Here is a 23,163-nt window from a genome sequence, read left to right as displayed (position 1 = left end):
CCATAAAATCTTTAAAAAATTAATCATGAAAACTGTCATGTTCAAAAAAACACTTTTTATTTTCTTCTTATTTGTAAGTTTTATTGGTTTTAGCCAAAGTATACCTTTATCAAAAGAGGCTAAAATAAGTGTTCTTACTTGCGGACTTGGAAATGAAACTTATTCATATTTTGGACATACAGCAATTCGCGTTGCTGATCCAGTCAACAATGTTGATATTGTTTACAATTATGGCGCTTTTGATTTTAGAACGCCAAACTTCGTTGCCAAATTTGCAAAAGGTGATTTACAGTATTTTATTGTAGCGCATCCTTTTCCTGATTTTTTAAATGATTATAATGATGATAAAAGAAGTGTTTACGAACAAGAACTTCTTATTTCTTCTGCTTTAAAACAAACAATTTTTGATAATTTGAACAAAGCTCTATTTTCTGAAGAAAGATCATATACTTATAAATTTATTGATAAAAACTGTACATCGATGGTTGTGGATGTCATCAATAAATCATTAGGACAAAATGTAATTACTAAAAAAGAGGATACTGACAGAACTTATCGCTCTATTCTATTTCCATACTTCGATGGTCATTTCTACGATCAATTAGGCACGAGTATTATTTTCGGAACTAAAGTTGATCAAATGGGGACAAGAATTTTTCTTCCTTTTGAATTAAAAAACAGTTTAGAGAAAACTACTTTCCAAAATAAACCTTTGGTTGCCAAAAGCAAAACATTACTGGAATTTACTAAAGAAACTCCAAAATCTTGGTGGAATAATATCTATACTTATCTCGTTATTTTACTTTTTGTAGTATTAGCAAGAAATAAAACTGTTGATAAAATCTATTTTTTGATTTTATCTCTAATGGGAATATTCTTTGTTACAATGGGATTTTATTCTTTTCACCAAGAACTGGCGATGAATTATAATGTTCTATTATTTAGTCCGCTTTTATTGGTTTTGGTTTTGTTCTCAATTTTCAAAAACAAATTATGGACTTATAGATTTTCGCTAATCAACTTTGTACTTTTAGTGGTTTACTTTTTGTTTTTAATTAACAAAGCACATTTCTTTATCACTTTACCATTAATTTTCACAAGTGGAATTGTACTGGTACGAACTGCAATTCGCAATAAAAGACCAATTCCGATTATAATTTAGATATTATTGGCCTCGGTAGAATAAAACTGTAGTAATGGTTTTGAAAGTAATACTAAGATCCAGAAATACACTTCTGTGCTTGATATAATATAAATCGTATTGAAGTTTTATCAAACTTTCGTCGATCGATTCTCCGTACGAATAATTTACCTGCGCCCAGCCTGTAAGTCCCGGTTTAATTACATGTCGCGTTTCATAAAAAGGCATTACACTTGCAATTTCTTCAACAAAGAAAGGTCTTTCAGGTCTTGGACCAATTACAGCCATATCGCCTTTTAAAACATTAATAAATTGAGGAAGTTCATCAACTCTTGATTTTCGCATAAATTTACCAAACGGAGTAACTCTTTTATCATTATGAGTTGCAAAAACAGCACCATTGGTTTCCGAATTCTCGGTCATGGTTCTGAATTTATAAATTTTGAAAACAACTCCATTTTTACCAACTCTTTCTTGAGTATAAAAAAGACTTCCTTTATTGGCAAAAAGATTTCCGACGACAATGATTGGAATAAAAATAGCACAGAATACAAGTCCGAGAAAAGAAAAGAAAAGTTCCATTAATCGAATCAGCAATAAATACAATTTATTATTATTGCTTCTGCTAAATGGGAAGAAACGATAAAAATCCCTACCAATGTAGTGTACAGGAATTCGTTGCGTTTTACTTTCGTAAACTTGCGTATATTCTCTGATAATGTTTCCGTTTTCTAACAGGTGAAGCAATTGCTGATACAAATCGGTTGTGATACCATCTGTTTTTTGTGATGCGATTATAATTTCCGAAACATTGTGTGTGGTTACAAAATGCTCCAAATCTTCTTTTTTTATTTCTTTTACATAATGAAAATCTAGATTTTCATCTGAAACTGAATCGGAGTTTACAAAACCAATAATTTTATAATGCGGATCGACATTTTCTAATCCTAAAACTAAATCTTCAACCTCGCTTTGGTCACAAATCAAAACCACATTTTGAGAAAAACGATGTGATGCCAAAAAGTAAACATAGAAAAAGCGCCATAACAGCAATGCACTTAAAACAGCAAAATAAAAAATTACGATTACGACCCTTTGCTTAGGAAGTTCTGGAGATAAAACCGGCGTAAATAAATATACTGTTACAGCGGTAAGTGAGGTTAGAATAACACTTTTCAGAATCTGAAACTGATTGCTGGCTGTTTGCAAATTATACATTTCGAAAATTGCTCCGAAAACATATACATAACCAATCAGCAAGAAAGATTTGAGAAACCTATTTTCATTTAAAGAATAATATCGATAATCAAAAAGTAAACTCAATAGAAACAAAGCTGTAAATATAAATGCAGCATCGAAAAGACAAAGTAGAACCTTTCTTTCCGAAATCTCGAAATGCATTTTCTTTTTTGAAAACATCACTAATAGGTTTTAAATATGATTATTGGGCACGGCAAATGTATCGTAAAAAAATAAAACTAACCTATTAATTTTCTGTTTCCTCCGGAATTTTTATATGAACTGATAAGAGTGATAATGCATAAACAAACGCTGGTGCAGCAATTCTCATAGCTGCATGGTTAATGGTCAGTAACCAAAATATAAAAAATGATAGAAAATACAAATGTTGCTTATTATTTAAATAACACACAATTGGTGTAAAAAAAAGAATTAAAAACGCAAAAATGCCAAATACTCCGTGTTCTGCACCTAGCCGTGTAATTTCACTATGTGAGGCCACTTCTTGTCCTAATTCTTCAACTCTCTCAAATTTACTCATTCCAGCTCCTACGCCAAAAATAGGATTATTTAAAAACAAATTTATTTCTGCATTCATAACTTCTTCCCTACCCCCTAAACGATCTTTTTTCTCTCTCCCACGAGCATCTTTATTAGCATATCGTTTCTCAATAAGTCCATGTGTTTGTAAGGTAGTATAAGTCCATATTCCAATAGACATTAAACCCGTTAAAGCAAAAACGACAATAAATTTACTCTTTCCTCTAGCATTAGAGAAATAATAAACAACGGCAAAAAGACAAATAATCATGGCTATTGCAGTAAAAACGCCTCCTCTTGAAAAAGTTACAATACCTCTATAACTTATGAAGATAAGTAAACCTCCATTAATAAAAATATCTTTTTTAGTTTTTGAAAATAAAATTAATTGTGTAAAAAAAACAAATATGCCTAATCCTAATATTGTAGAAACTTGATTAGGACCAAACCCTCCCGAAGTTGCAAAATTTGATTGGGTTCCTGTAACAACCTCTTTTATGCTTGGCGTATATAGAAACAGATAAATAGTAGTTGTTATTATGGGAAAACCAATTGATTTTAACACATTCTGGAGATCATTAAATACAATCTTTCTATTAATCATATAAGTTGCACATATAGCTAAACAAAAAGGTCCAGATAAATTAAATGCTAAAATTTTTCTAATGTTAATATCAAAGTTTGCCGTCTCTGTAGTAATTAACACAGCTGGTAAAAGCAATATCAAAAAAAATGAATATACGACGGCATTTTTAGAAAAATTACTAAAAATCATACCGCAAATCATAAAAAAAATGACTAAATATTTAACATACTCATTGTTAAAATTCCCACCCGTCATACGTAAAAAAACCTCAGCTCCTACTAGATAAGCACTTACATACAATACTTCATTGTTTTTATTTTTATTTTTAAAAACAAAAAAAGCACCAATAACTGGAATCAGAAAAGCATAAATTTTGGACAAGAAAGGAAGTGCAAAAACAGCAAATGCGATTACAATATGCAGAATGATTAATGATATATAATTAAATTTTGTATTTTTCATTTAATAAATAACAGTTTATTTCGCAAAAGTAGTTAAAGATTTCAACCATGCGATGTACCCACTCAAAATTGATTTTTCACTAAAATTCTGTTCAACTAGAGAAAACAGCTTTTTTCCCATTATTTTTCTCGTTTCTTCTTGTTCTATCAAATATTCAACAGCTTTTACAAATTGTTCCAAATTATTTGATTCTATTAACAAACCTTCTTGTGGAGACTGTATAATTTTTTTTACTTCGCCAACATCTGTTGCAACAACTGGTAAGCTCGACAATCCATATTCCAAAACAGCTAAAGGAAGTCCCTCCGAGTGAGAAGTCAAAACAGCAATTTCAGATTGTCTTAGTAAATTTTGTGTATTATTCATCTCTCCATAGAAAAATACTGTTTCAGTAAGCTGAAGATCATTTACTTTTTTTGCAAGATTTTTACTATAGTCGTCATAAAAATCTTTACCAATTAAATGAAATGACCATTCTGGAAATTTTTGATGAAGTATTTGCGCACCATTTATCAATAGTTCATGATTTTTTTGCGGACGCAAATTGGCTACGCAAATTATTCTTTTACCATCAATTCCTTTTAGTTGAAAATTACCTGACGAATCTGCCGATTCAATTATAAAATTAGGAAAATAAGAAACATTCTGGCAATGTAAATAATCTAGAGCCCATTTTTTCAGATAATCGTTTACTGAAATAATTCCTAAAAATAAAAATGACGCTATTTTCAACATCAAGTTTTTTCTAGAATCTAAATCTTGAGAAATACCGTAATGATCATGCCATATAATTTTAATCTTTGGAACAAAAATTTTGGCTAAAGCAGCAATAAAAAAAGAAGAACTATGTGCATGAATTACTTCTACTTTATTTATTTTTAGATAATTAATCAATCTAGAAAGAGCTTTTGGATCAATACTTGATTTTTTTTTCAAAAATAAATATGATACTTTTTCATCTAAATAACCTAAAAGCAAACCTTCTTTACGAGTTGCTATTAGACCCGAAAATTCAACTTTCTCCGAAAGTGCATTGGCATAATTTACGGCCATTCTTTCTGCTCCTCCAGTTTCTAAGGAATCTATTATTTGTACGATTCTCATACTTGCAACAATGCTTTAATTTCTTTTTCGAAAATATCAGTTGTATATTTTTGCGACCAAATCGCAGCTAATTTGCTTTTATTTGTAAAAACTCCTTCATTTTCAATTATTTGCGAAATTTCATTTAAATCTTTTTCTAAATTCATTTCTAACATAATTCCTCTATTCCCAAAATCTAACATCGACGCAACGCACGAAACTTTAGTAGCAATAGGAACACATCCCCAAAACATTCCTTCTGCAATTGCTTTAGGCCAACCTTCACTTTTTGATGGCAATACAACAAAATGATTTTCTTTATATGCCTTTTTTAAAGTTTCTCTATTTTGATTTCCTTTTAAGAAAATATATTTCTCTAAATTGTTAGTCTGAATATAGTTTTCAAGAGAATTTCTTTTTACACCATCTCCATATAAATCTAATGTGACATTGTAACCTTTTTTAATCAAGCCTTCAATCAATTTTATTGCATACAAAGGTCTTTTCCCATCCACTAAACTTCCAACAAAAAGAAACTTAAAAAACAAATTAGTGTTGCTTTTATCGATTATCTCTTTTTCTGAATCAGAGTAAGTAGCTGTAAAAAAAGATTTGATGTTTTTAGATTGGTTTTTCCAATCACCGTAAATTAAAACTGTCATGTTTTTGGTCAAGAAAGTATTTTTTAGCAAATACTTCTGTAATCGATATGTCCAAGGTTGCTGGCTATTTGGATCCCAGTTACCAGCATATTTAGCAGTTTTTATTTTCTTTGGAAATAGAATTTGAACAAAACAAGCGACTAATCCCATATTACCTGGACATCTTAAATGAATATGATCTGCTTTTTTCATTGCCATATAGATATTCCAGAAAATGATCGGTAATTTAAAAATTGATATTATTCTGCTTTTTAAAGACGTAAAACTAAAATCTGGAACGTTTTTAAAATCTATATTATCGCATTGATAAGATAGATCAATAGGCAAAATATTTCCATTTTTTAATGGAGCAACAATTGTTACTTTATTTACATATTTCAACCAAATGTTCATTTCTCCAATATATGGTCCATAACCAAAATATTGATTGTCTTTATGAATATGATTGACATGTGTTATTATTAAAAAATTCATTCTAGTTTCTTTCTACTAATCTTAAAATAACTTTTTGAGGCGCTAAATATTTTTCAAAATATTCTCGGCTTTCCAATTCTAAACTATCTTTAAAGATTGGATCATCTATCAATTTCTTAATGTTTTTTTGCAAGTCGTCTTTATTTCCAATATACAAAACATGCTTTTCATTCTCTAAAACTGCAGGCAATTCATTATAATGATGAGTTGTAATAATTGCTTTTCCAAGAGCTAAAAATTCTCCTAATTTCCAACCATGGCAAGAAAGAACAGCTGGTGTATTAAATACAAATGCAGAGTTTTTAATTTTTTCAATATAAATATTAAGCGGAATTTTTTTTGAATAAACTAATTTATCAAAACCTAAATTGTCGCCATTAGTTCTAGCTGCAAAGCCTCCTTCAAAAATAAGATTCGAATTGTTTTTACATGTTTCAATAAATAAAGCCCTATTCTCATTCGTTTCACTTTCTTTTTTCCAAATTGAATTCATAAAAAAGATTTCATTCGAAGAAGATTTTACATGTTGGTATTTTTTCAGTTCTAGCCTTTTATATTGTCTCCAATAATTTGCTATAAACTCTTTTTTATTTGTAATGTTCTTTCTGAACCTAATAAAATTGAGACTTAAAAAATACAATGTTTCACTTAAATTCCAGATTTTAACCCCAAAACTTGGACCAATAGGAACAATATTTTTATCATGATTAACTGGAAGCTCCTTACTGTTATAATTTATTTTTCCGTAAACATCGCACCATTCAAGTTCTGCTGTGCTAATTTCACTAGAATCTCTTGAATCTATGATTATTTTTTTTGATTGATTTCCTTCTTCAATAATTACCGCAAATGTGCCTTGGCTAAATGCCGGAAACTTTGATACATTAAACTCAAAATTCTTATAAATTTCATTTAATCCTTGAAGATAATATGCATCATAGAATATATTGCAAAGTCCATAAACATAAACTTTTACTTTTTTTTCTTTCATTTTACTTTTTAGGTTTATTTAAAATTAGGCTAAAGCATCCAACAACTCGCCCTATTGCTTCTGTAAAAGCAGCTTTTTTTTCAGCTCCATTAATAACATTTGTAAATCGTATCAAAATCAATAAAAATGTAATAGCATTCCATTTCAAACGATCTTTCAAAATTGGATTAGGATTTTTTGTTCGCCAAACATACCATCCGTTTCTAACTACCATTTTGCCGTAGTGAAATTGGTTTGGTCTACCCGCAGGATCATGATAATGATTTAGCTTTGCTTCTGTATTAAGGTATAATTTCCCTTTTTTCGCCAATCTTAAGCAAAAATCTGCATCTTCATATAAACCATACCCTTCAAAATAAGTTGAAAATGAAAACTCCTCAAATACTGATTTTCTGAAAGACGAAACGCCTCCCATTAATTGTTCTGATTCATAAATCTTTCCGCTTGGAGGTAAAAATCCAACACTTCTTCCATGAGAAAAATTAGGTGAAAATCCTGGAGGAGTATTACTGTCTAAATTCAGTTTTTTTCTTAGTACAAAACGACTTCCATCCTTTCGTTTCCATCCATCAAAATAGAATTCATTAATCTTGAACTTATAATTTTCAGGAATTATGTCCCATTTTATTTCATTTGCAATATAGCCTCCTACTCCTAATGCTTTAGGAAATAAAAGGTATGTATTTAATAAATTTTGAAAATAATTAGGTTCTAGAACAATATCATCATCCAAAAAACATACAATATCGCTTGTAGCATCTAATTTGGAAATACCATAATTACGCTGTTTCGTTAATCCTCTTTCTTCTTTGGAGACTAAAAAATATTTTAAATTTTTGAATTCCTTATTATCTAGAGCAAGTTTCGTTCTGTCATCAAGTGATCCGTCAATAATTAAAATTTCATTTGGATATAAAATTTGATTTTGAACCGAAATTAACAATTTTAATAACGGCTCAGGACGCATATAAGTACAGATAATTAGAGAAAACTTCATTTACTTTCTAAATATTTATTACTAATTTGAACAAAGTAATCGACCCTGTTTAATCTTTCCAATACTAATTTTCGATTATTCGTTTGTATTTCTTCAAGTTCTAATCCTGTTTTAGAAGAATGAAAGTTTAATAAGTCTTGAATTATCGAATCTTCTGAAACTATCACACAGTGTTTGTTCCAGTCAATTAAATCTTCTAATGGAAGCCTTACATCTGTATTAATTAAAACAGGAACTCTACCCATTATTAATGCTTCATAAAATCGAACAGAAAAATTTCCATTTCCGCGCAGGCAAAAAGTATATAAATTATCCTGAATGTTTTTAAAAAACTCAAATGTTGTTTTCTCTTTATTTTCATTTCTTGCTCTATATTTATCTCTAAAAATAAAATCACTTTGAATTCTTTTATCTTTTTGAATTTTATAGAGAAGTTTATATCTTTTTTTTCCTGCTGGATAAAAAGGATGATAATCTTCAGGATATCGATATCCTAAATTAATGATAACCCTTTTTAAATAGAGAATAAACTCTTTAAGAAATTTAAAGAAAGAACCATTTGCATTGCCTACAAAACCAATACTTGGTCTTTCTTTCTTGGGAAGCACAAAAAAATTGTCTTTTAAAATTTTATCATACGGATCATTTACAAAGGAAGGCAATATGCAAGTATTGTGTGGTAACTTCGAATTAAAACCTCCCATTCTAAAAGTCAAAACATTTTCATTCTTAAAAGTAAATCCAAAATCGCCAGCAGTATAAATCCAAATCGGTACTTTATTTTGTGACATTTTTGCAATCCAATTATGAAAAAAATTGTTCTTATCGTTTTTTAAAAAAGAAACAACATCTACAGGAAAAATTGCAACATCTGCTTGAGAAAGAGAATCTGTTAAAATAAAATTTGATATTGCATTATTATTTGGCTGATAAGCCATATCAAATAATAAAGGAAATATTCTTTTTCTATTGTTCTCTTTTAAAAAGCTTTGTTCTGTATATATCTTTACCATACTTTAGAAATTATCTTTAATTTATTATGGCGTTAAATTCACTACCTCCTATTATAGCAGCATATTTTGAAAAGCTACTATAATACATCTGGTCAATTGTTACTAAAAACACAAGTTCACTTCCCGCTAAATAATAAAAATCAAGAAATGTTTTAGAATGATAATCAGCATCAGAATTATTATTTTCTATATGTTTTGGGACTCCTTCCAAAGTCTTATAGTTAGTTGTGGTCCTAACATGATTTAAAAAAAAATCACTATCAGAAAACACGTATGCTACTTTATCAGGATATTGCTTTGCTTTATCATTAATAGCTTTTATAACTTTTTGTGTTAAATCTAACTTTTCTTTTTCATTCAAAATCATTTTTGTTGAATCTGAAAAATCTCCCATTAGTGTAGTAAATCTAGTATGGAACGCTATCCTTGGTTCAAAACTAAGAATATTTAATTTTTCTTGTAGATAATTTGAGGTTTTAAATAAATGATCATAATTATTTTTCCAAATAAATTTTATCTCCTGATCATTTTTAGTCGGATACAACTTAGTTAAATAATCCACATTGCAATAAACAAAAAAAGTTTTTGCTTTAGATTTCTCAAAAATTTGAAGAGGCGCTATTTTAAAATCATTAATTAAATAAACAATTTTAGAGTTAAAAATATTGTATTTAAGTTCTTTTTCATTGATAATCCAATCAATTGCGTTTGCTTCTAAAAAGTTTGTTAATTCAAATGGATGTGTGAAGAAAATTTTAAATTCAAAATCTAAAATTTTAGAAATCTCATACAAAGAAATTATACCTTTTAACCTATCTACTAATCCTCCATGTGGCAAATTACCATCAAAACAGATTACAATCTTTGTTTTTTCTTGTTTGTTAGAAAAAACAATTTTCTTAGAATAGTATTTTAGTAAAATCAATTGTTTGTAAAAACGTGCAATTTTCTTTCTGAGTAACTTCATATAATTGTTCACTTCTTTAAATTTTTCTAGTTTCAAAATAAACTATTGCATTCTTATAATTTTTTACTCCAATCGACACTTAAATTCCATCCTCTTTTAAATGAAACATAAAAATCAGCCCACTTAAAAAGAGATTCTTTTCTTACGGATTTTATAAACAGCCTAAGTTTATACCCATTAATTTGTTTTTGATTCAAATATTTCTGTTTTGTATACATAATTGTTGGAGATGGCTTTGGCTGATATTTTTCATCAGTCCAAGGAAAATGAGGTTTAATTCTAAATCCGCCAAAAGGAGCTTTCAAATGCAAAATAGCTGGATCAGGAAAATAGATTACATCAAAACCTTGTTGTCGTAGTTGCATTCCGAAATCAAAATCTTCACCGTAACCAAATTCTAAGGCCATTGAAAAGGAAACATTAACTAAACAGCTTGATTTTACAAAACTGTATCCAGAACCAAAAATGCCAGTTTGATGAATATCTTTATAGACTAATTTTTCATGTTTTTGTAAACAAGAAGTTGTTACGACAGAAATTCCGTACTGTCTTATTTTAGAAAAAATATCTTTAATCAAATTTTTATCGCATCTTATGTCATCATCACTAAAAAATACCCATTCACTTGAAATTTGGTTCATAGCTAGATTTCGAGCATTACAAGCACCAGATTGATGCGTAAAAATGTGTTTAACAATAAATGGCCATTCCTCTTTAGTTAAGTAATCTAACTCGCTTATACTTTCTGGAATTGGGTTTTGTTCTACAATAATTACATTAGTTGGTAAATGAGTCTGTTGAGATAGATCTTTTAGAACGTCATATAAATAAGTTTTTCTGCCAATTGTTGGAATGATAACATCAATAGTTTTAGATTCCACAATTTTTAATTTTGACAGAACTGGTATTTCAGACCAATCAATGTTGATTTTGTTTCGTTTTTTAAATCGTAAAGAAAATAATAAAGGAACTATTGGAAAGCGTTTTTCAAAAATTAAGAAATTTAAAAACAGTATGAATACCCAGCGTGTACGATAATGCTGTTTCGCGAACTGAAATAAGGTGTAAATATTTGCTTTTTTTATTGGAATTGAAATTGTTTTATCAATAACGAGTCTTGGCTCTGAATAGCAAAACAGTCCTTTTATAGATGCTATTTTTGCTAAACTATGCAAGAAATAATCAAAGTCATTTCCTAACTTAATCTTATTTTCAAATTGCAAAAGCGCTTTAGAGCTAATTCCGCCCACGGCACTGCTAGTTAACCAAGTCGGATAACTAACCTTTTTATTAACATTTAAAAATGCAGACTCATCAATATATCCGATACCGTTAGAAAAATATTCTTCAACATCCTTATTGAAAGATGCCATGATTCTATCATGATGAAAAATTGCATCTAGAGCCTCCCAATTTATATTAGATTCTATAGTAATATGACTCCAGATTATTCTATCTGTTGGGAATTTTTTCGCCAATGTCATTAAAGTTGAGGCAATATTTAAAGAAGTTTCAAATGAAATAGCTTCTCCATCTTTGCAAACTTTTACAACCTTATTATTTTGATGACAAACAACTACCATTAAATTTTCTTATTGATTATCTTTTTATAAAATTCTACATTTTCTTTCACCAGTTTATTGATATCAAACTGAGATTCTACCTTAATTCTAGCTTTTTCTCCAATCTCCTGACAAAGTGAATTGTCTTTTAGTAATTGAATAATTCGATTTGAATAAAGATCATGATTTGAAGGATAAACCAAATAGCCACTTTCTTCATCTACAATAAGCTCTTGTGCCCAGCCGATATTACTATTTACAACAGCTTTTTGCATGGCCATTGATTCTATTGTAACCATTCCTAACGTTTCTGCAAAAGTTGGGAACACACACACATTTGCTTTCTTTATATAAGTTTGAACTTCATTGTACGGAATTTTACCCAAATAGTTTACATTCTTCAAGTCCTCTTCAGTAAACAAATCTTTCATTAGTTCCCATGTTGATTTTGAACCTGTTTTTATATCGAACGAATCTGTACCTATTAAAACTAATTTAGCGTCTGGAATATCATTACGAACTTTACTCAAAATTTCAGGCAGTTCTAAAACTCCTTTCTTTCTAATCAGAGTTCCAATATATAAAATCAGTTTTTTTTCAAATTCTTTAGGAAATTCATTTTTAAAATTTTCAAGATCCAAACCGTTATGAATGGTTATGATTTCTTTTCCTTTTATATTAAAAAGTTTTTTTGAAACCTCTCCTGTAAATTTTGTTGGTGAAATAAAAGCTTTGGCTTGATTTATAGCTAATTTTTCAAACCAAAAATTCTTACTTTTCTGCTTTCTATTTTCTAAATGACAAAAATAAGTATCACTTCCGTGAAAGCGAATTACTAGAGGTACATCTAAATTCATAAAAGCAGTAATACCAGTCCAGTCGGGAGCTTCAAGCAATTCAATATTTTCTTTTTTAATAACTGAATTGATATAATTCTGAATATATTTTCGATGAAAAAACCAACCAAAAAGTTTATATTTTTTATTTTGAATTAAATGAATCGTAACTCCATTTTCTTCCAAAATCTCTTGTTTTTTCTGGCCATAAACAAAAACAGTAACTTTAATATTTTCATTACTTAATGCTGTAGTAAGATTTTTTATACTAGTTCCTATTCCAGCAGCATAAGCAACTTGAGGATGAGGAAATTCAGGCGTTAAAAAAGCTATATGCATATATAATTGTTTTTGAAAAAACAGTTTTTTATTTTAATTATCATTTTCTGTCTTTAGAATTATTCTTTTAGCCAAATTCTGAAAAGGGATTTCAATTAAACGATAAGTTAAAGTTGAAATAAGAACTGAAAAAAACAAGATTAATATAAATCGTAAGAGTAAATTAATTAAGCCGTTGTTGCAGAAATCAATTAAATGAAACCTAGCTAACCATGCTATAACTATAAAATGTATTATGTAAATACTAAAACTTATTTTGCCAATATATCGTATAATTGGTTTAGATAAAAAATTAAGTTTTTCTTTACTCAAAAGAAGAGCAAAAACTACGAAGATTATACCAAAAATTATATGATTTAAATATAGAAAATCGAATTTCGATCCAATTTGCAATGGAAGCAAAATGAAAAAAAAGGCAAAATGTTTAGTCTTAACCAATTTTATATTATCAGGATTTTCAATTAGAAAATATAAAATTATACCTAATGCGAAAATTGGTAATTGACTTGGAAAATAATAGAAAATGAATTCTCGCCACAAATAGGTATCTGAAATGAAATTTCCATACTGGAAAAACTCCTGTAAAACCAATTTAACTAATAAAGTAAGGTTTAAAAATATAAATCCAAAGTTTATATTTTCTATTCTTTTAAACAAGAAAGGAAAAAGAATATAAAAAAACATTTCGACTGTTATGGACCATCCACCTGGAACAAGACTATTAATCCAGTAAGGACTTAAACCATGACAATAAAAAAAGTTGGAAATCACATTACCAATAGTTATATGAGGTTGACTTGCCTGCCAATACGGTAGATTGTACATTATCCTAAATATATAATATATAATGCCTAAATAATAAATTGGCGCAATTCTAAAAAATCGTCTGATGAAGAAGTTTTTAACTGGACTTTTTTCAATTTTATTTCTTTTTTTATACGATCGAAATAAAGTAAAAGCACTGGCAATAAAGAAAAGCTGCACACCTCTTGCTCCAAAACTTAGAAATACAGATAACAGATGAGGCAATTTAACCAATCCTTGCTGAGCAGTATGGGTAATTACTACCATTAAAATGGCTATACCTCTAATAACATCGATGTAATCTAACTTTTCTAACTTAATTACATTCATGACTAAAAAAATCGTTTAAAATTTTTGCTGTAAAAACTTTCGCTCCCATATCGTTCATATGCCCACATGACGAAAAGTATTTATCTTCAGTCACAATGTTCTCGTAGTTGTAGATTTCAGGATATAGCTGATTAACTTTTTTGAAGTAATTGTTAACTATAGCTTTTTCACACATAGGTGTCATAATTGCAATGAGATTTATATTATTCACTTTACAGATTTTTTTAATTTCTTCATAATATCTATTCCTGTGTGGTTGATAATCTAAAACTTCTGTATTTAAGTTTCCATTATTTTCAGGCAACGGACCATATCCTCCATTATCAATTTCATTGCTTTTTTTATTTAAGACAGAAAAAAACATTTCCCTAAAACCAATTTTTGAGTCAAATTTTAAGTATCTATAAAAAGGGATATAATAAAAACTATTAAAATCATCCAATTCTTTAAAATGCTCCCTAATTACATAAGATTCATTAAAATAGGGCAAAAACTTTAAAAAAGTTCCATCTGATTTATTTTCAGATTTTAGTGTGACATCAACATCAACTATTACATTTTTTATTTTATTCTTTTTTTCTAAAAGTAATTTCAGAACCAAATCAGATTCAAATAGTTTAGAGCCTTGCATTCCGAAATTAAATGTTTTTAACCCTTTATCTGTAAACATTTTTGTCACGAAATGATTATTTGCTCTAGACGAGCCCAATATTACAACATCATAATTTGTTGGCGGTGAATTGTAGATAAAGCTAATTTTACTTCTTTTATTTGATTGGAGAAAAGCATATGAATAAACTTTGTCCATTACAAACATCAAAACAATAGTTAGTACTAAAATTTTGAATACATAAAGTAAAAAATTCTTCATTGCCTTATATTGGTTATTTCCCAAAAAAATCTTTGATAATTCTTGCTGTAAATAATCGAGCTCCGGCATTTGTCATATGCCCGCATGAAGAAAAGTATTTATTCTCTACAACTATATTTTCGTAATTGTGAATTTCTGGATATGCTTTTTTTACTTTATCAAAATAATTCATTCCAACTACATTTTCACACATTGGCGTCATAACAGCAATAAAATTGATGTCGTTTTTTTTACAGATATTTTTTATTTCTTCGTAATATTTATTGTGTGGCAAAGGATTTAGATTGACAATATTGTTTTTCATATTGCCATTTTTGTGTTTTTCTAATGGATAATATCCTAAGTTATCCAAAGCATTTGTTTTTTCATTTACTTCTATTTTGTAAACTTCTCTAAAACCAATTTTAGAATCAAACTTTACATATCTGTAAAAAGGAATATAATACAATTCGTTAAAGTTTTCTTCTGTCGAAAAATGATCTTTTATAACTTTTGAGCAATGAATATAAGGCAGAAATTTTGTTGCAACTCCTTCAGATTCTTGGTCATTTGAAAGATTTAAATCGGCTTCAAGAATTATATTTTTGATTTCATATTTTCTTTCTATCATCAATTTTAACATTAAAGATGCTTCAAATAAATGTCCGCCACTCATTCCGTAATTAAACGTTTTTAATCCTTTGTCTTCAAACATTTGAGAAACAAAATGGTTATTCGCTCTTGAAGAACCTAAAATCACCACATCGTACTTCTTTGCTGTAGAATTGAAAACAGTTTCTATTTTTCCACGATTTTTTGATTGCATAAAAACATAAGTATACAATCCGTCCAAGAGAACTGCAATCAGAACTGTTAAAAGAAAAATTCCTAATATGTATAATAAAAACTTCTTCATTAAAACTGGAAATAAATAAATTCTTTATAATCAGAATAAGTTCCGAAAGCAATAATTGCCATAATAGCCAGCGCCATTTTTAGCCAACTTCTTTTTCCTGAAATTGGTTCTACTTTAGTTTTATTATTCCATTCTACTAAAACAAACAGACCAATCATCAATAATAATTCATAATTATATCGTTCATTATCTAAATACTGAGGGCTAAACTCGCCATTTGTGAATATTCTTTTTAAATACAAAACAGCATCTGTAATAGTTCTTGCTCTAAAAAATACCCAAGCAATACAAGTCAATAAAAATGTGGTTAGAATACTAAATAATACTTTCACAGAATCAAGATTCCATTTTAGAATTATGGAATCCATATTGTTTCTATTACTATTTGAAAGTAATAACGGAAGGAAATAAACAGCATTTATAAATCCCCAAACAATATATGTCCAATTGGCACCATGCCAAAATCCGCTGACAATAAAAATGATGAATGTATTTCGGATTTTCATCCAAAGTCCGCCTTTGCTTCCACCAAGAGGAATATATAAATAATCTCTAAACCAAGATGAAAGCGAAATATGCCAACGACGCCAAAACTCGGCTATATCTCTTGAAAAATAGGGGTAATTGAAGTTTCGTAATAAGTCTAAACCAAATAATTTAGAAACTCCAAGCGCAATATCTGAATATCCTGAAAAATCGCCATAAATCTGAAATGCAAAATAAATTGCTCCCATAATTAATGAAAAAGAATTCATGGAAGGATAATGATCAAAAATAGCGTTAGCATATACTGCACAAGTATCTGCAATGACCACTTTTTTTACTAATCCCCAAACAATTTGATAGACACCTTCTTTTGCTTTTTCAAGATTAAACTCACGTTTTTCCTTTAATTCTGGCAGTAGATGTGTCGCTCTCTCTATTGGTCCTGCAACTAAAAGCGGAAAATAGCTCACAAACAAAGAATAATCAATAAAGTTATATTCGGCTTTTATTCTTTTATAATAAATATCAATTACATAAGATAATCCGTGGAAAGTATAGAATGAAATTCCTACCGGAAGAATCACATTTAGCAAAAATGGGCTTACTTTAAATCCAAAAGAAGTAAACAGTTCTGCAAATGAAGATGCAAAGAAATTATAGTATTTAAAAATTCCTAAAAACCCTAAGTTTACTGAAATACTAAGCCAGAACCAAAACTTTCTTCCTTTTTCGGAGTTACTTTTTTCGATTTGAATTCCTGTAAAATAATCTAGAAATGTAGAGAAAACTAATAAGAATAAGAATCTCCAATCCCAGCAAGAATAGAAATAATAACTTGCAACGATTAATAAGGCATTTTGTGTGCTCTTAGTTTTATTAAAAACAAACCAATACAGAAAAAAAACAATTGGCAAAAAGATGGCAAATGCCAAGGAGTTAAAAAACATATTAATTTAAAATTTCTTTAATTTTTACTGCCAATTCTTTTGAGAATATATTGGCTCCCGTTGCATTTAAATGATAAGTATCATAATAATATTCATCATGATTAGATATTTCATTGACACGCATATCAATAAACTGAAAGTTTTTATTATTACTTTCAATCCTATTTAATTCATCGATTAGAATTTTACCTTTTTCAGGAAAAAGCAAAGAACATCTTAACTTATGTTCTGGTGCCCAAACAAAAATAACTTTTGTATCCTTATCTAATCTTCGAAAATAAAAATAAACCATTTCTTTAATTTCTTTTCTAAAGTCGATCTCATTAAAATCGTACTTATCTTTTTTTATTCTTTCAAGATTATGATAGTCTATTTTAAAAATCCTCTCTTGTGGTGAGAATCCATTAATAGTTTTTTCATTCTTTTCAACTGAGTTTGAAAAATTAGCAATGATACCTTTTTTTAATAATTTAAAATTCTGATTGTATTTCAACAATGGAACATATGGCAAATATTTATATTTGCTATCATATTTTACCACAAACGAATTAATCATTTCATTGTTTATAAAAGGTGTAAACTGCCATTCATCTGGCAACTCAGTATTTTTAAAAAAATGAGATAAATCTATATTCTGAATTATCATTTTAGGCTTTTTATTTTTTTTTAGATAAATGTCAAATTTTGATTGTTGCAAATTGTAGCCACCAGCATTAAAACCAATATTAAAACAATTTCGATCTAACACTTCCCCTATAACTTGGGGATTATAACCAGCAAAAGCTCTAGATGACCCATTTATAATTACGTCACTATTAATTTTGCCCTCTATTATATTTTGCCAATCATTAATCTTAGTTTCTTTTAATTTTTTTAAACCATTATCTGAGAAATATTGAAGTCCAAAACAAACAATTAAAGCAATAAATAAAATTTCTAGAAGATATTTTAAGAAAGATTTCATCTACAAATGGATATTAAAATTGGAAATAAATAAAGTTATTTTTAATATTAAATTCTCCCAAAAGTAGAATCAATACAATTGCGGCCAATATTTTAACTTTAGAAAACTTACCATTTAAAGGACACTCTATTTTTCTGTTATTCCATTCTAGTAAAACCAAATAAAGTAAAACAAATGTTGTTGTAAAACTTATTTGCTCCTTTAGATTTTGAAAATCAATATTAAATTCGAAGATTCTTTGAATGTAATTAAAAGCCGTAAAAATATTTTCTGCTCTAAAAAAAATCCATGCAAAGCAAGTTAGACCAAAAGTAAATAAAATGTTAAACAAAGTTTTTAGTGACGAAAAGCTAAATTCAATATCTACTTCATCCGTATTATTTCTATTTTTTCTTAATAATAGTAATGGTAAAAAGTAGATTGCATTTATTAATCCCCACATTAAGTATGTCCAATTGGCCCCATGCCAAAATCCGCTAACTATAAAAATGATGAATGTATTTCGGATTTTCATCCAAAGTCCACCTTTACTTCCTCCAAGCGGAATGTAAAGATAATCTCGGAACCAAGAGGAAAGTGAAATATGCCAGCGGCGCCAAAACTCGGCTATATCTCTTGAAAAATATGGATAATTAAAATTTCGCAATAAATCTATTCCAAAAAGTTTAGAAACTCCAAGCGCTATATCTGAGTAACCAGAAAAATCACCATAAATCTGAAATGCAAAATAAATTGTCCCTAAAATAAGAGATAAGGAGTCCATCGAATTATAGTGATCAAAAATAGTATTGGCATAAATTGCACAAGTATCTGCAATGACCACTTTTTTAAAAAGTCCCCAGATAATTTGACTCAATCCTTCTTTAGCTTTTTCAAAATTAAATTCTCTTTTTACTTTAACCTGTGGTAGTAAATGAGTAGCTCTTTCTATTGGTCCTGCAACTAAAAGCGGAAAATAGCTCACAAACAAAGAATAATCAATAAAGTTATATTCGGCTTTTATTCTTTTATAATAAATATCGATTACATAAGATAAACCGTGGAAAGTGTAGAACGAAATCCCTACCGGAAGAATCACGTTTAGCAAAAATGGACTTACTTTAAATCCAAAAGAAGTAAACAGTTCTGCAAATGAAGATGCAAAGAAATTATAGTATTTAAAAATTCCTAAAAACCCTAAGTTTACTGAAATACTAAGCCAGAACCAAAACTTTCTTCCTTTTTCGGAGTTACTTTTTTCGATTTGAATTCCTGTAAAATAATCTAGAAATGTAGAGAAAACCAATAAGAATAAGAATCTCCAATCCCAGCAAGAATAGAAATAATAACTTGCAACGATTAATAAGGCATTCTGTGTACTTTTAGTTTTATTAAAAACAAACCAATACAGAAAAAAAACAATCGGCAAAAAAATGGCAAATGCCAAGGAGTTAAAAAACATAAATAATTATTTCTTTAAAAGACTATTTATACTTTCCCAGATTTTTTCAGATGCTTTAGTAGGATTTGGTCCAACAATAATCTCGAACCATTTTTTACTCTCTTTTACACTTGAAGTTTTTCCGTCAATAATGTTTTTAACAATAGCTGTTAAATCCTTTTTATTTCTCACCCACAAAGCTGCCTCTTCAGAAGGTTTTGATCTAAAATGGATGTATTTATAATTTTGCCCAATATCACGGATTCCTTTTTTTAATTGTGGCTGTTCGTAATCAAAAAATAGACAAGATTTATCATGTGCAGAGAAATCAAATACCATAGAAGAAGCAATGTTGCCTACAAATTCTGTGTATTCACAAATATTTGTCTGTAATGCAAAATCTTCTTTTGTTGGCATAATCTCGTTCCAGCTTTGCCCAACAGGACTCCATAATGGATCTATGTTCACAATTACATCCTTATATTTATTTAAAACCTCATCGTAACGATCGGTAAAATCGACAGGACATTTTCTATAAATGATTCCTAAAGAATATCCGTTTTGGTTTAACTCTCTAACTGATAATGCTAAATCTTCTAAATAATATTGATCTAAAGGAGAAGTCACGATATCATCTCCAGAATAACAAATGTATTTTGTATTAAGGTCTAGATTATGTGCTTCAAAAAACTCTTCTTTTGATTGCAAAAGAGTTTTATCAAAATGGCTTTCAAATTGAGGAGTTCCAGTAATAAAAATCTGTTCCTCTTTTACATACGGACAGTACATTAAAACCTCTTTTTTCATGTGTTCACTCCACACAAAATAGTAATCTGTTTCTACTAAAGTTGTTGCTTTTGGAAGATTATCCCACGAAAAAATAAAAGTTCCTGTTGGAATTCCTAAATCCTGTGCCGCCAAAATAGAAGCAATCGCTTGAGTTGGACGCTGATTGGTACAGAACACAAAATCAGGTTTGTGTTCTTCCAACTGTTTTTTGCTTTCTTTATATTTACTGGTAGTGCGTTCGCCCTTTTTTATTTGCTCACGAACAAACTTGATTCCTTTTTCATTAGACCCAAAAGCCGTCAGAACATCAACCATTATGCTTTTTACAGCATTATTTATCCCTTTATAAGATTGTGGAAAATTATAAGTGTTGTAAACTATTTCATTAAACTTCTTGTCAAAAAAATTCAGCTCCATTCTTTTACGTGCACGACTATAAACTATAGTCAAAGGATGCACTGATTTTTCCTGGATCTTCAATTCTTTAAAACCTAATTTCTCTGTAATAGAAAATGGCGTATTATTCCAATAGGTAATATCGAAATTATTTTTTTCTCCAATTTCTTTAAAAGAGGTTAAGGCAAAATTTCGAAGTCCAACTCCGTCAGGTAAAAAGATAAATATGTTTTTTTTCATTTCAATTTAAATAGAATCTAATGCGAAAATTTTTACATCTTCATTTAGCTTCTGTTAAAAGTTAAGGCAATAATTAGTTTCAGTAGAAATCCTTATAAACTTATACTTTTTTATTTTTTAGTTTATCTCTTTGAACTTGTTCGATTGGCAAAATATCAGCAGATTTAAAAGTTAAAGCTTGATAAACTGCACTTAAATCTCTTGTAAGTTTACGTAAACCCATTGGCTCTAAAGAAGCCGCATGATCAGTACCTTTCCAAGTTCTGTCAAGAGTGTAATGCCTTTCAATAATATTAGCTCCTAAAGTATACGCAGCCATATCTACAGCAATTCCTAAGTGATGTCCTGAAAAACCAATATGTTTTACTAAGTGACCGTATTTTTGTCTTAAAATATTAATATCCAAAAGACACACATCTTCAAAAGGAACTGGATAACCTGATGTACAGTTATATAAAACTAAATCTTGGTTTCTGCCTTTTTTAGTGAAAAAATCAACCAAAGTATCTGTTTCATCTTTAGTTGTCATTCCTGTTGAAATATGAATTTCGCCTGAATAATTTTCGCTAAGCCATTCTAGCATTTCGAAGTTATTGTTACAAGCTGAAGGAATTTTAATAAAATCTGGATTTAAGGATGCGATCTCTTTTGCTGAAGTCGTATCCCAAACCGATGTTGAATAAGTAATTCCGATTTCATCGCAATATGCCTTTAATTCTTTATGCTGTTCAACATTGAATTCTAAAAACTCTCTATGCGCACCATAAGTCTCTCCATAAGAATTAGAAAAATTTGGGTGTGGAGCATTATATTGCTCTTCTGTAAGAAGCTCTTTATTATTACGTTTTTGGAATTTTACTGCATCTGCGTTTCCGAAGATTTTTGCAATCTTAATTAATTCTTTTGCTATTTCCATTTCACCTTTATGATTGCATCCAATTTCGGCAATCACATAAGGTTTTTTAAATTCCTTCATAACGTTTATTGTACTTTAATAAAATTTCACAAGTTTCTCTTATTGCTCCAGCTCCTGATTTATGAGTTAACACATAATCTGCATTTGCCTTAACAATATCTGTCGCATCTGCAGGAGTAAATGACCACCCAACACTGCAAATATTAGCTAAATCATTTACGTCATCGCCCACATACGAAACGGCGCCAAAACTACTATTTCTCTCTGAAAGAAAATGTGTTAAAAAGGAAAATTTATCTTTAACTCCTAAAAAAGTGTGTTTAATCTGCAATTTCTTCATTCTCTGCGCAACTAATTCAGAATTTTCTGAGGTCATTACGATCACTTCAACATTATTTTGCCTTAAAATTTCCAATCCCATTCCGTCACGCATATCAAATTTTTTAGCCATTTCTCCATTTGCGTCATAATAAACACATCCATCGGTGAAAACGCCGTCTACATCTAAAACTAAATAATCAATACGTTGATGCACTTTCATTTTTTTCTGACGATCACCTAATAATTTTTCGATAATTTCCCAATCAGATAAACTATCGATTTCTACCAAAGATTCCTCTGGCATTTTTACTAAACCAATTGAACCGCTTACTCTGTTTTTTGAGTTTAGAAAAGCTTCTTTTGTAGTAACATATACTGCTCCATTTTCAATAAGCAATCCATCAAAATCTTGACGTCTCGGTCTTTTAAAAACATCATAATTGCTGGGGGTTCCGTCTGCATTCCAAATAAAACGATGTGTGTTTACGACCGTTAATGCTGATTCTTTTTTATTAACAAGAACTTCATTTAGCACTGCATTAATATCCTGAGCTTTTGTCATTGGAGAAGTTGCTTGCAATAAGCATAACAAGTCAAAATCATTCTTTACAAGTTCTGCAAATTCTAGCATAGCGCTTTCTGTCGATGCTGTGTCTGAAGCATTTTCATCATTTCTTAAAAGTGTCTTTACTTTTGAAGTCCAAAAATATTCTCTTTTAATATAATCTATAATTTCCTGATCGTCTGTAAAAACGTATACCTCATCTAATTCAGAAAAAATTGCTTCAGTCAAAACCCATGAAAAAAGTGGGCGTCCAAGCATCTTTTTTTTATTCTTTCCTGGAATTCCTTTAGAGTTCTTACGAAGTGGAATTATGGCGGTTTTTTTCAT

At 29.2% G+C, this 23,163-nt stretch carries 20 protein-coding genes; 1 reads left to right on the top strand and 19 read right to left on the bottom strand.

All coding sequences use genetic code 11. From position 1 onward, the window contains the following. Positions 1-25: 25 nt before the first annotated feature. Complete coding sequence (locus OD917_RS03795; RefSeq protein ID WP_263522205.1) at positions 26-1,162, top strand: DUF4105 domain-containing protein; 1,137 nt, start codon at positions 26-28, stop codon at positions 1,160-1,162. Between the two features lie 3 nt (positions 1,163-1,165). Here the strand turns inward: OD917_RS03795 and OD917_RS03790 are convergent, their stop codons facing one another. From OD917_RS03790 to OD917_RS03700, 19 genes are all read right to left on the bottom strand, one after another. Next, positions 1,166-2,560 (bottom strand): sugar transferase, encoded by a 1,395-nt coding sequence (locus OD917_RS03790; RefSeq protein ID WP_263522204.1) that lies wholly within the window; start codon positions 2,558-2,560, stop codon positions 1,166-1,168. A 67-nt stretch (positions 2,561-2,627) separates the two neighbouring features. Continuing rightward, on the bottom strand, positions 2,628-3,968 hold the full coding sequence (locus tag OD917_RS03785; RefSeq protein WP_263522203.1) for an O-antigen ligase family protein: 1,341 nt from the start codon (positions 3,966-3,968) through the stop codon (positions 2,628-2,630). 15 nt (positions 3,969-3,983) lie between these two features. Then, positions 3,984-5,072 (bottom strand): glycosyltransferase family 4 protein, encoded by a 1,089-nt coding sequence (locus OD917_RS03780; protein WP_263522202.1) that lies wholly within the window; start codon positions 5,070-5,072, stop codon positions 3,984-3,986. Next, positions 5,069-6,187: a glycosyltransferase gene (locus tag OD917_RS03775; RefSeq protein WP_263522201.1), complete on the bottom strand. Its 1,119-nt coding sequence runs from the start codon at positions 6,185-6,187 to the stop codon at positions 5,069-5,071. Before OD917_RS03775 ends, OD917_RS03780 begins: the two co-directional genes overlap by 4 nt. A gap of 1 nt (position 6,188) precedes the next feature. Then, complete coding sequence (locus OD917_RS03770; protein WP_263522200.1) at positions 6,189-7,178, bottom strand: glycosyltransferase; 990 nt, start codon at positions 7,176-7,178, stop codon at positions 6,189-6,191. Position 7,179: 1 nt separating this feature from the next. Beyond that, the gene (locus tag OD917_RS03765; RefSeq protein ID WP_263522199.1) at positions 7,180-8,175 is read right to left on the bottom strand and encodes a glycosyltransferase family 2 protein; all 996 of its coding nucleotides are present in this window, start codon (positions 8,173-8,175) and stop codon (positions 7,180-7,182) included. Then, positions 8,172-9,188, bottom strand: a complete 1,017-nt coding sequence (locus OD917_RS03760; RefSeq protein ID WP_263522198.1) for a glycosyltransferase family 47 protein — start codon at positions 9,186-9,188, stop codon at positions 8,172-8,174. The genes OD917_RS03765 and OD917_RS03760 overlap by 4 nt, the downstream gene beginning before the upstream one ends. Before the next feature lie 16 nt (positions 9,189-9,204). Further along, on the bottom strand, positions 9,205-10,191 hold the full coding sequence (locus tag OD917_RS03755; protein ID WP_263522197.1) for a hypothetical protein: 987 nt from the start codon (positions 10,189-10,191) through the stop codon (positions 9,205-9,207). 17 nt (positions 10,192-10,208) lie between these two features. Continuing rightward, complete coding sequence (locus OD917_RS03750) at positions 10,209-11,738, bottom strand: glycosyltransferase family 2 protein (protein ID WP_263522196.1); 1,530 nt, start codon at positions 11,736-11,738, stop codon at positions 10,209-10,211. Further along, on the bottom strand, positions 11,738-12,892 hold the full coding sequence (locus OD917_RS03745; RefSeq protein ID WP_263522195.1) for a glycosyltransferase family 4 protein: 1,155 nt from the start codon (positions 12,890-12,892) through the stop codon (positions 11,738-11,740). Before OD917_RS03745 ends, OD917_RS03750 begins: the two co-directional genes overlap by 1 nt. Positions 12,893-12,925: 33 nt before the next feature. Further along, positions 12,926-14,026, bottom strand: coding sequence for an acyltransferase family protein (locus tag OD917_RS03740; protein WP_263522194.1), 1,101 nt, complete (start codon positions 14,024-14,026; stop codon positions 12,926-12,928). Continuing rightward, the gene (locus OD917_RS03735; protein ID WP_263522193.1) at positions 14,013-14,696 is read right to left on the bottom strand and encodes a hypothetical protein; all 684 of its coding nucleotides are present in this window, start codon (positions 14,694-14,696) and stop codon (positions 14,013-14,015) included. The genes OD917_RS03740 and OD917_RS03735 overlap by 14 nt, the downstream gene beginning before the upstream one ends. Positions 14,697-14,910: 214 nt before the next feature. Next, positions 14,911-15,792: a hypothetical protein gene (locus OD917_RS03730; protein ID WP_263522192.1), complete on the bottom strand. Its 882-nt coding sequence runs from the start codon at positions 15,790-15,792 to the stop codon at positions 14,911-14,913. Then, positions 15,792-17,225, bottom strand: a complete 1,434-nt coding sequence (locus tag OD917_RS03725; RefSeq protein WP_263522191.1) for an MBOAT family O-acyltransferase — start codon at positions 17,223-17,225, stop codon at positions 15,792-15,794. The genes OD917_RS03730 and OD917_RS03725 overlap by 1 nt, the downstream gene beginning before the upstream one ends. A gap of 1 nt (position 17,226) precedes the next feature. Further along, positions 17,227-18,189: a hypothetical protein gene (locus OD917_RS03720; protein WP_263522190.1), complete on the bottom strand. Its 963-nt coding sequence runs from the start codon at positions 18,187-18,189 to the stop codon at positions 17,227-17,229. Positions 18,190-18,202: 13 nt separating this feature from the next. Next, positions 18,203-19,630, bottom strand: a complete 1,428-nt coding sequence (locus OD917_RS03715) for an MBOAT family O-acyltransferase (RefSeq protein WP_263522189.1) — start codon at positions 19,628-19,630, stop codon at positions 18,203-18,205. A 6-nt stretch (positions 19,631-19,636) separates the two neighbouring features. After that, positions 19,637-21,034, bottom strand: coding sequence for a UDP-glycosyltransferase (locus tag OD917_RS03710; protein ID WP_263522188.1), 1,398 nt, complete (start codon positions 21,032-21,034; stop codon positions 19,637-19,639). A gap of 100 nt (positions 21,035-21,134) precedes the next feature. Continuing rightward, positions 21,135-22,010, bottom strand: a complete 876-nt coding sequence (locus OD917_RS03705) for an N-acetylneuraminate synthase family protein (protein ID WP_263522187.1) — start codon at positions 22,008-22,010, stop codon at positions 21,135-21,137. After that, a complete protein-coding gene (locus OD917_RS03700) occupies positions 21,997-23,163 on the bottom strand; it encodes an acylneuraminate cytidylyltransferase (RefSeq protein ID WP_263522186.1) in 1,167 nt (388 codons plus the stop codon). The genes OD917_RS03705 and OD917_RS03700 overlap by 14 nt, the downstream gene beginning before the upstream one ends.

Source organism: Flavobacterium sp. SH_e (assembly GCF_025717045.1).
In the GTDB taxonomy this organism is placed as follows: Bacteria; Bacteroidota; Bacteroidia; order Flavobacteriales; family Flavobacteriaceae; genus Flavobacterium.
Note: the sequence above shows the minus strand (reverse complement) of the source record. Positions and strands in the feature narration are given on the sequence as shown.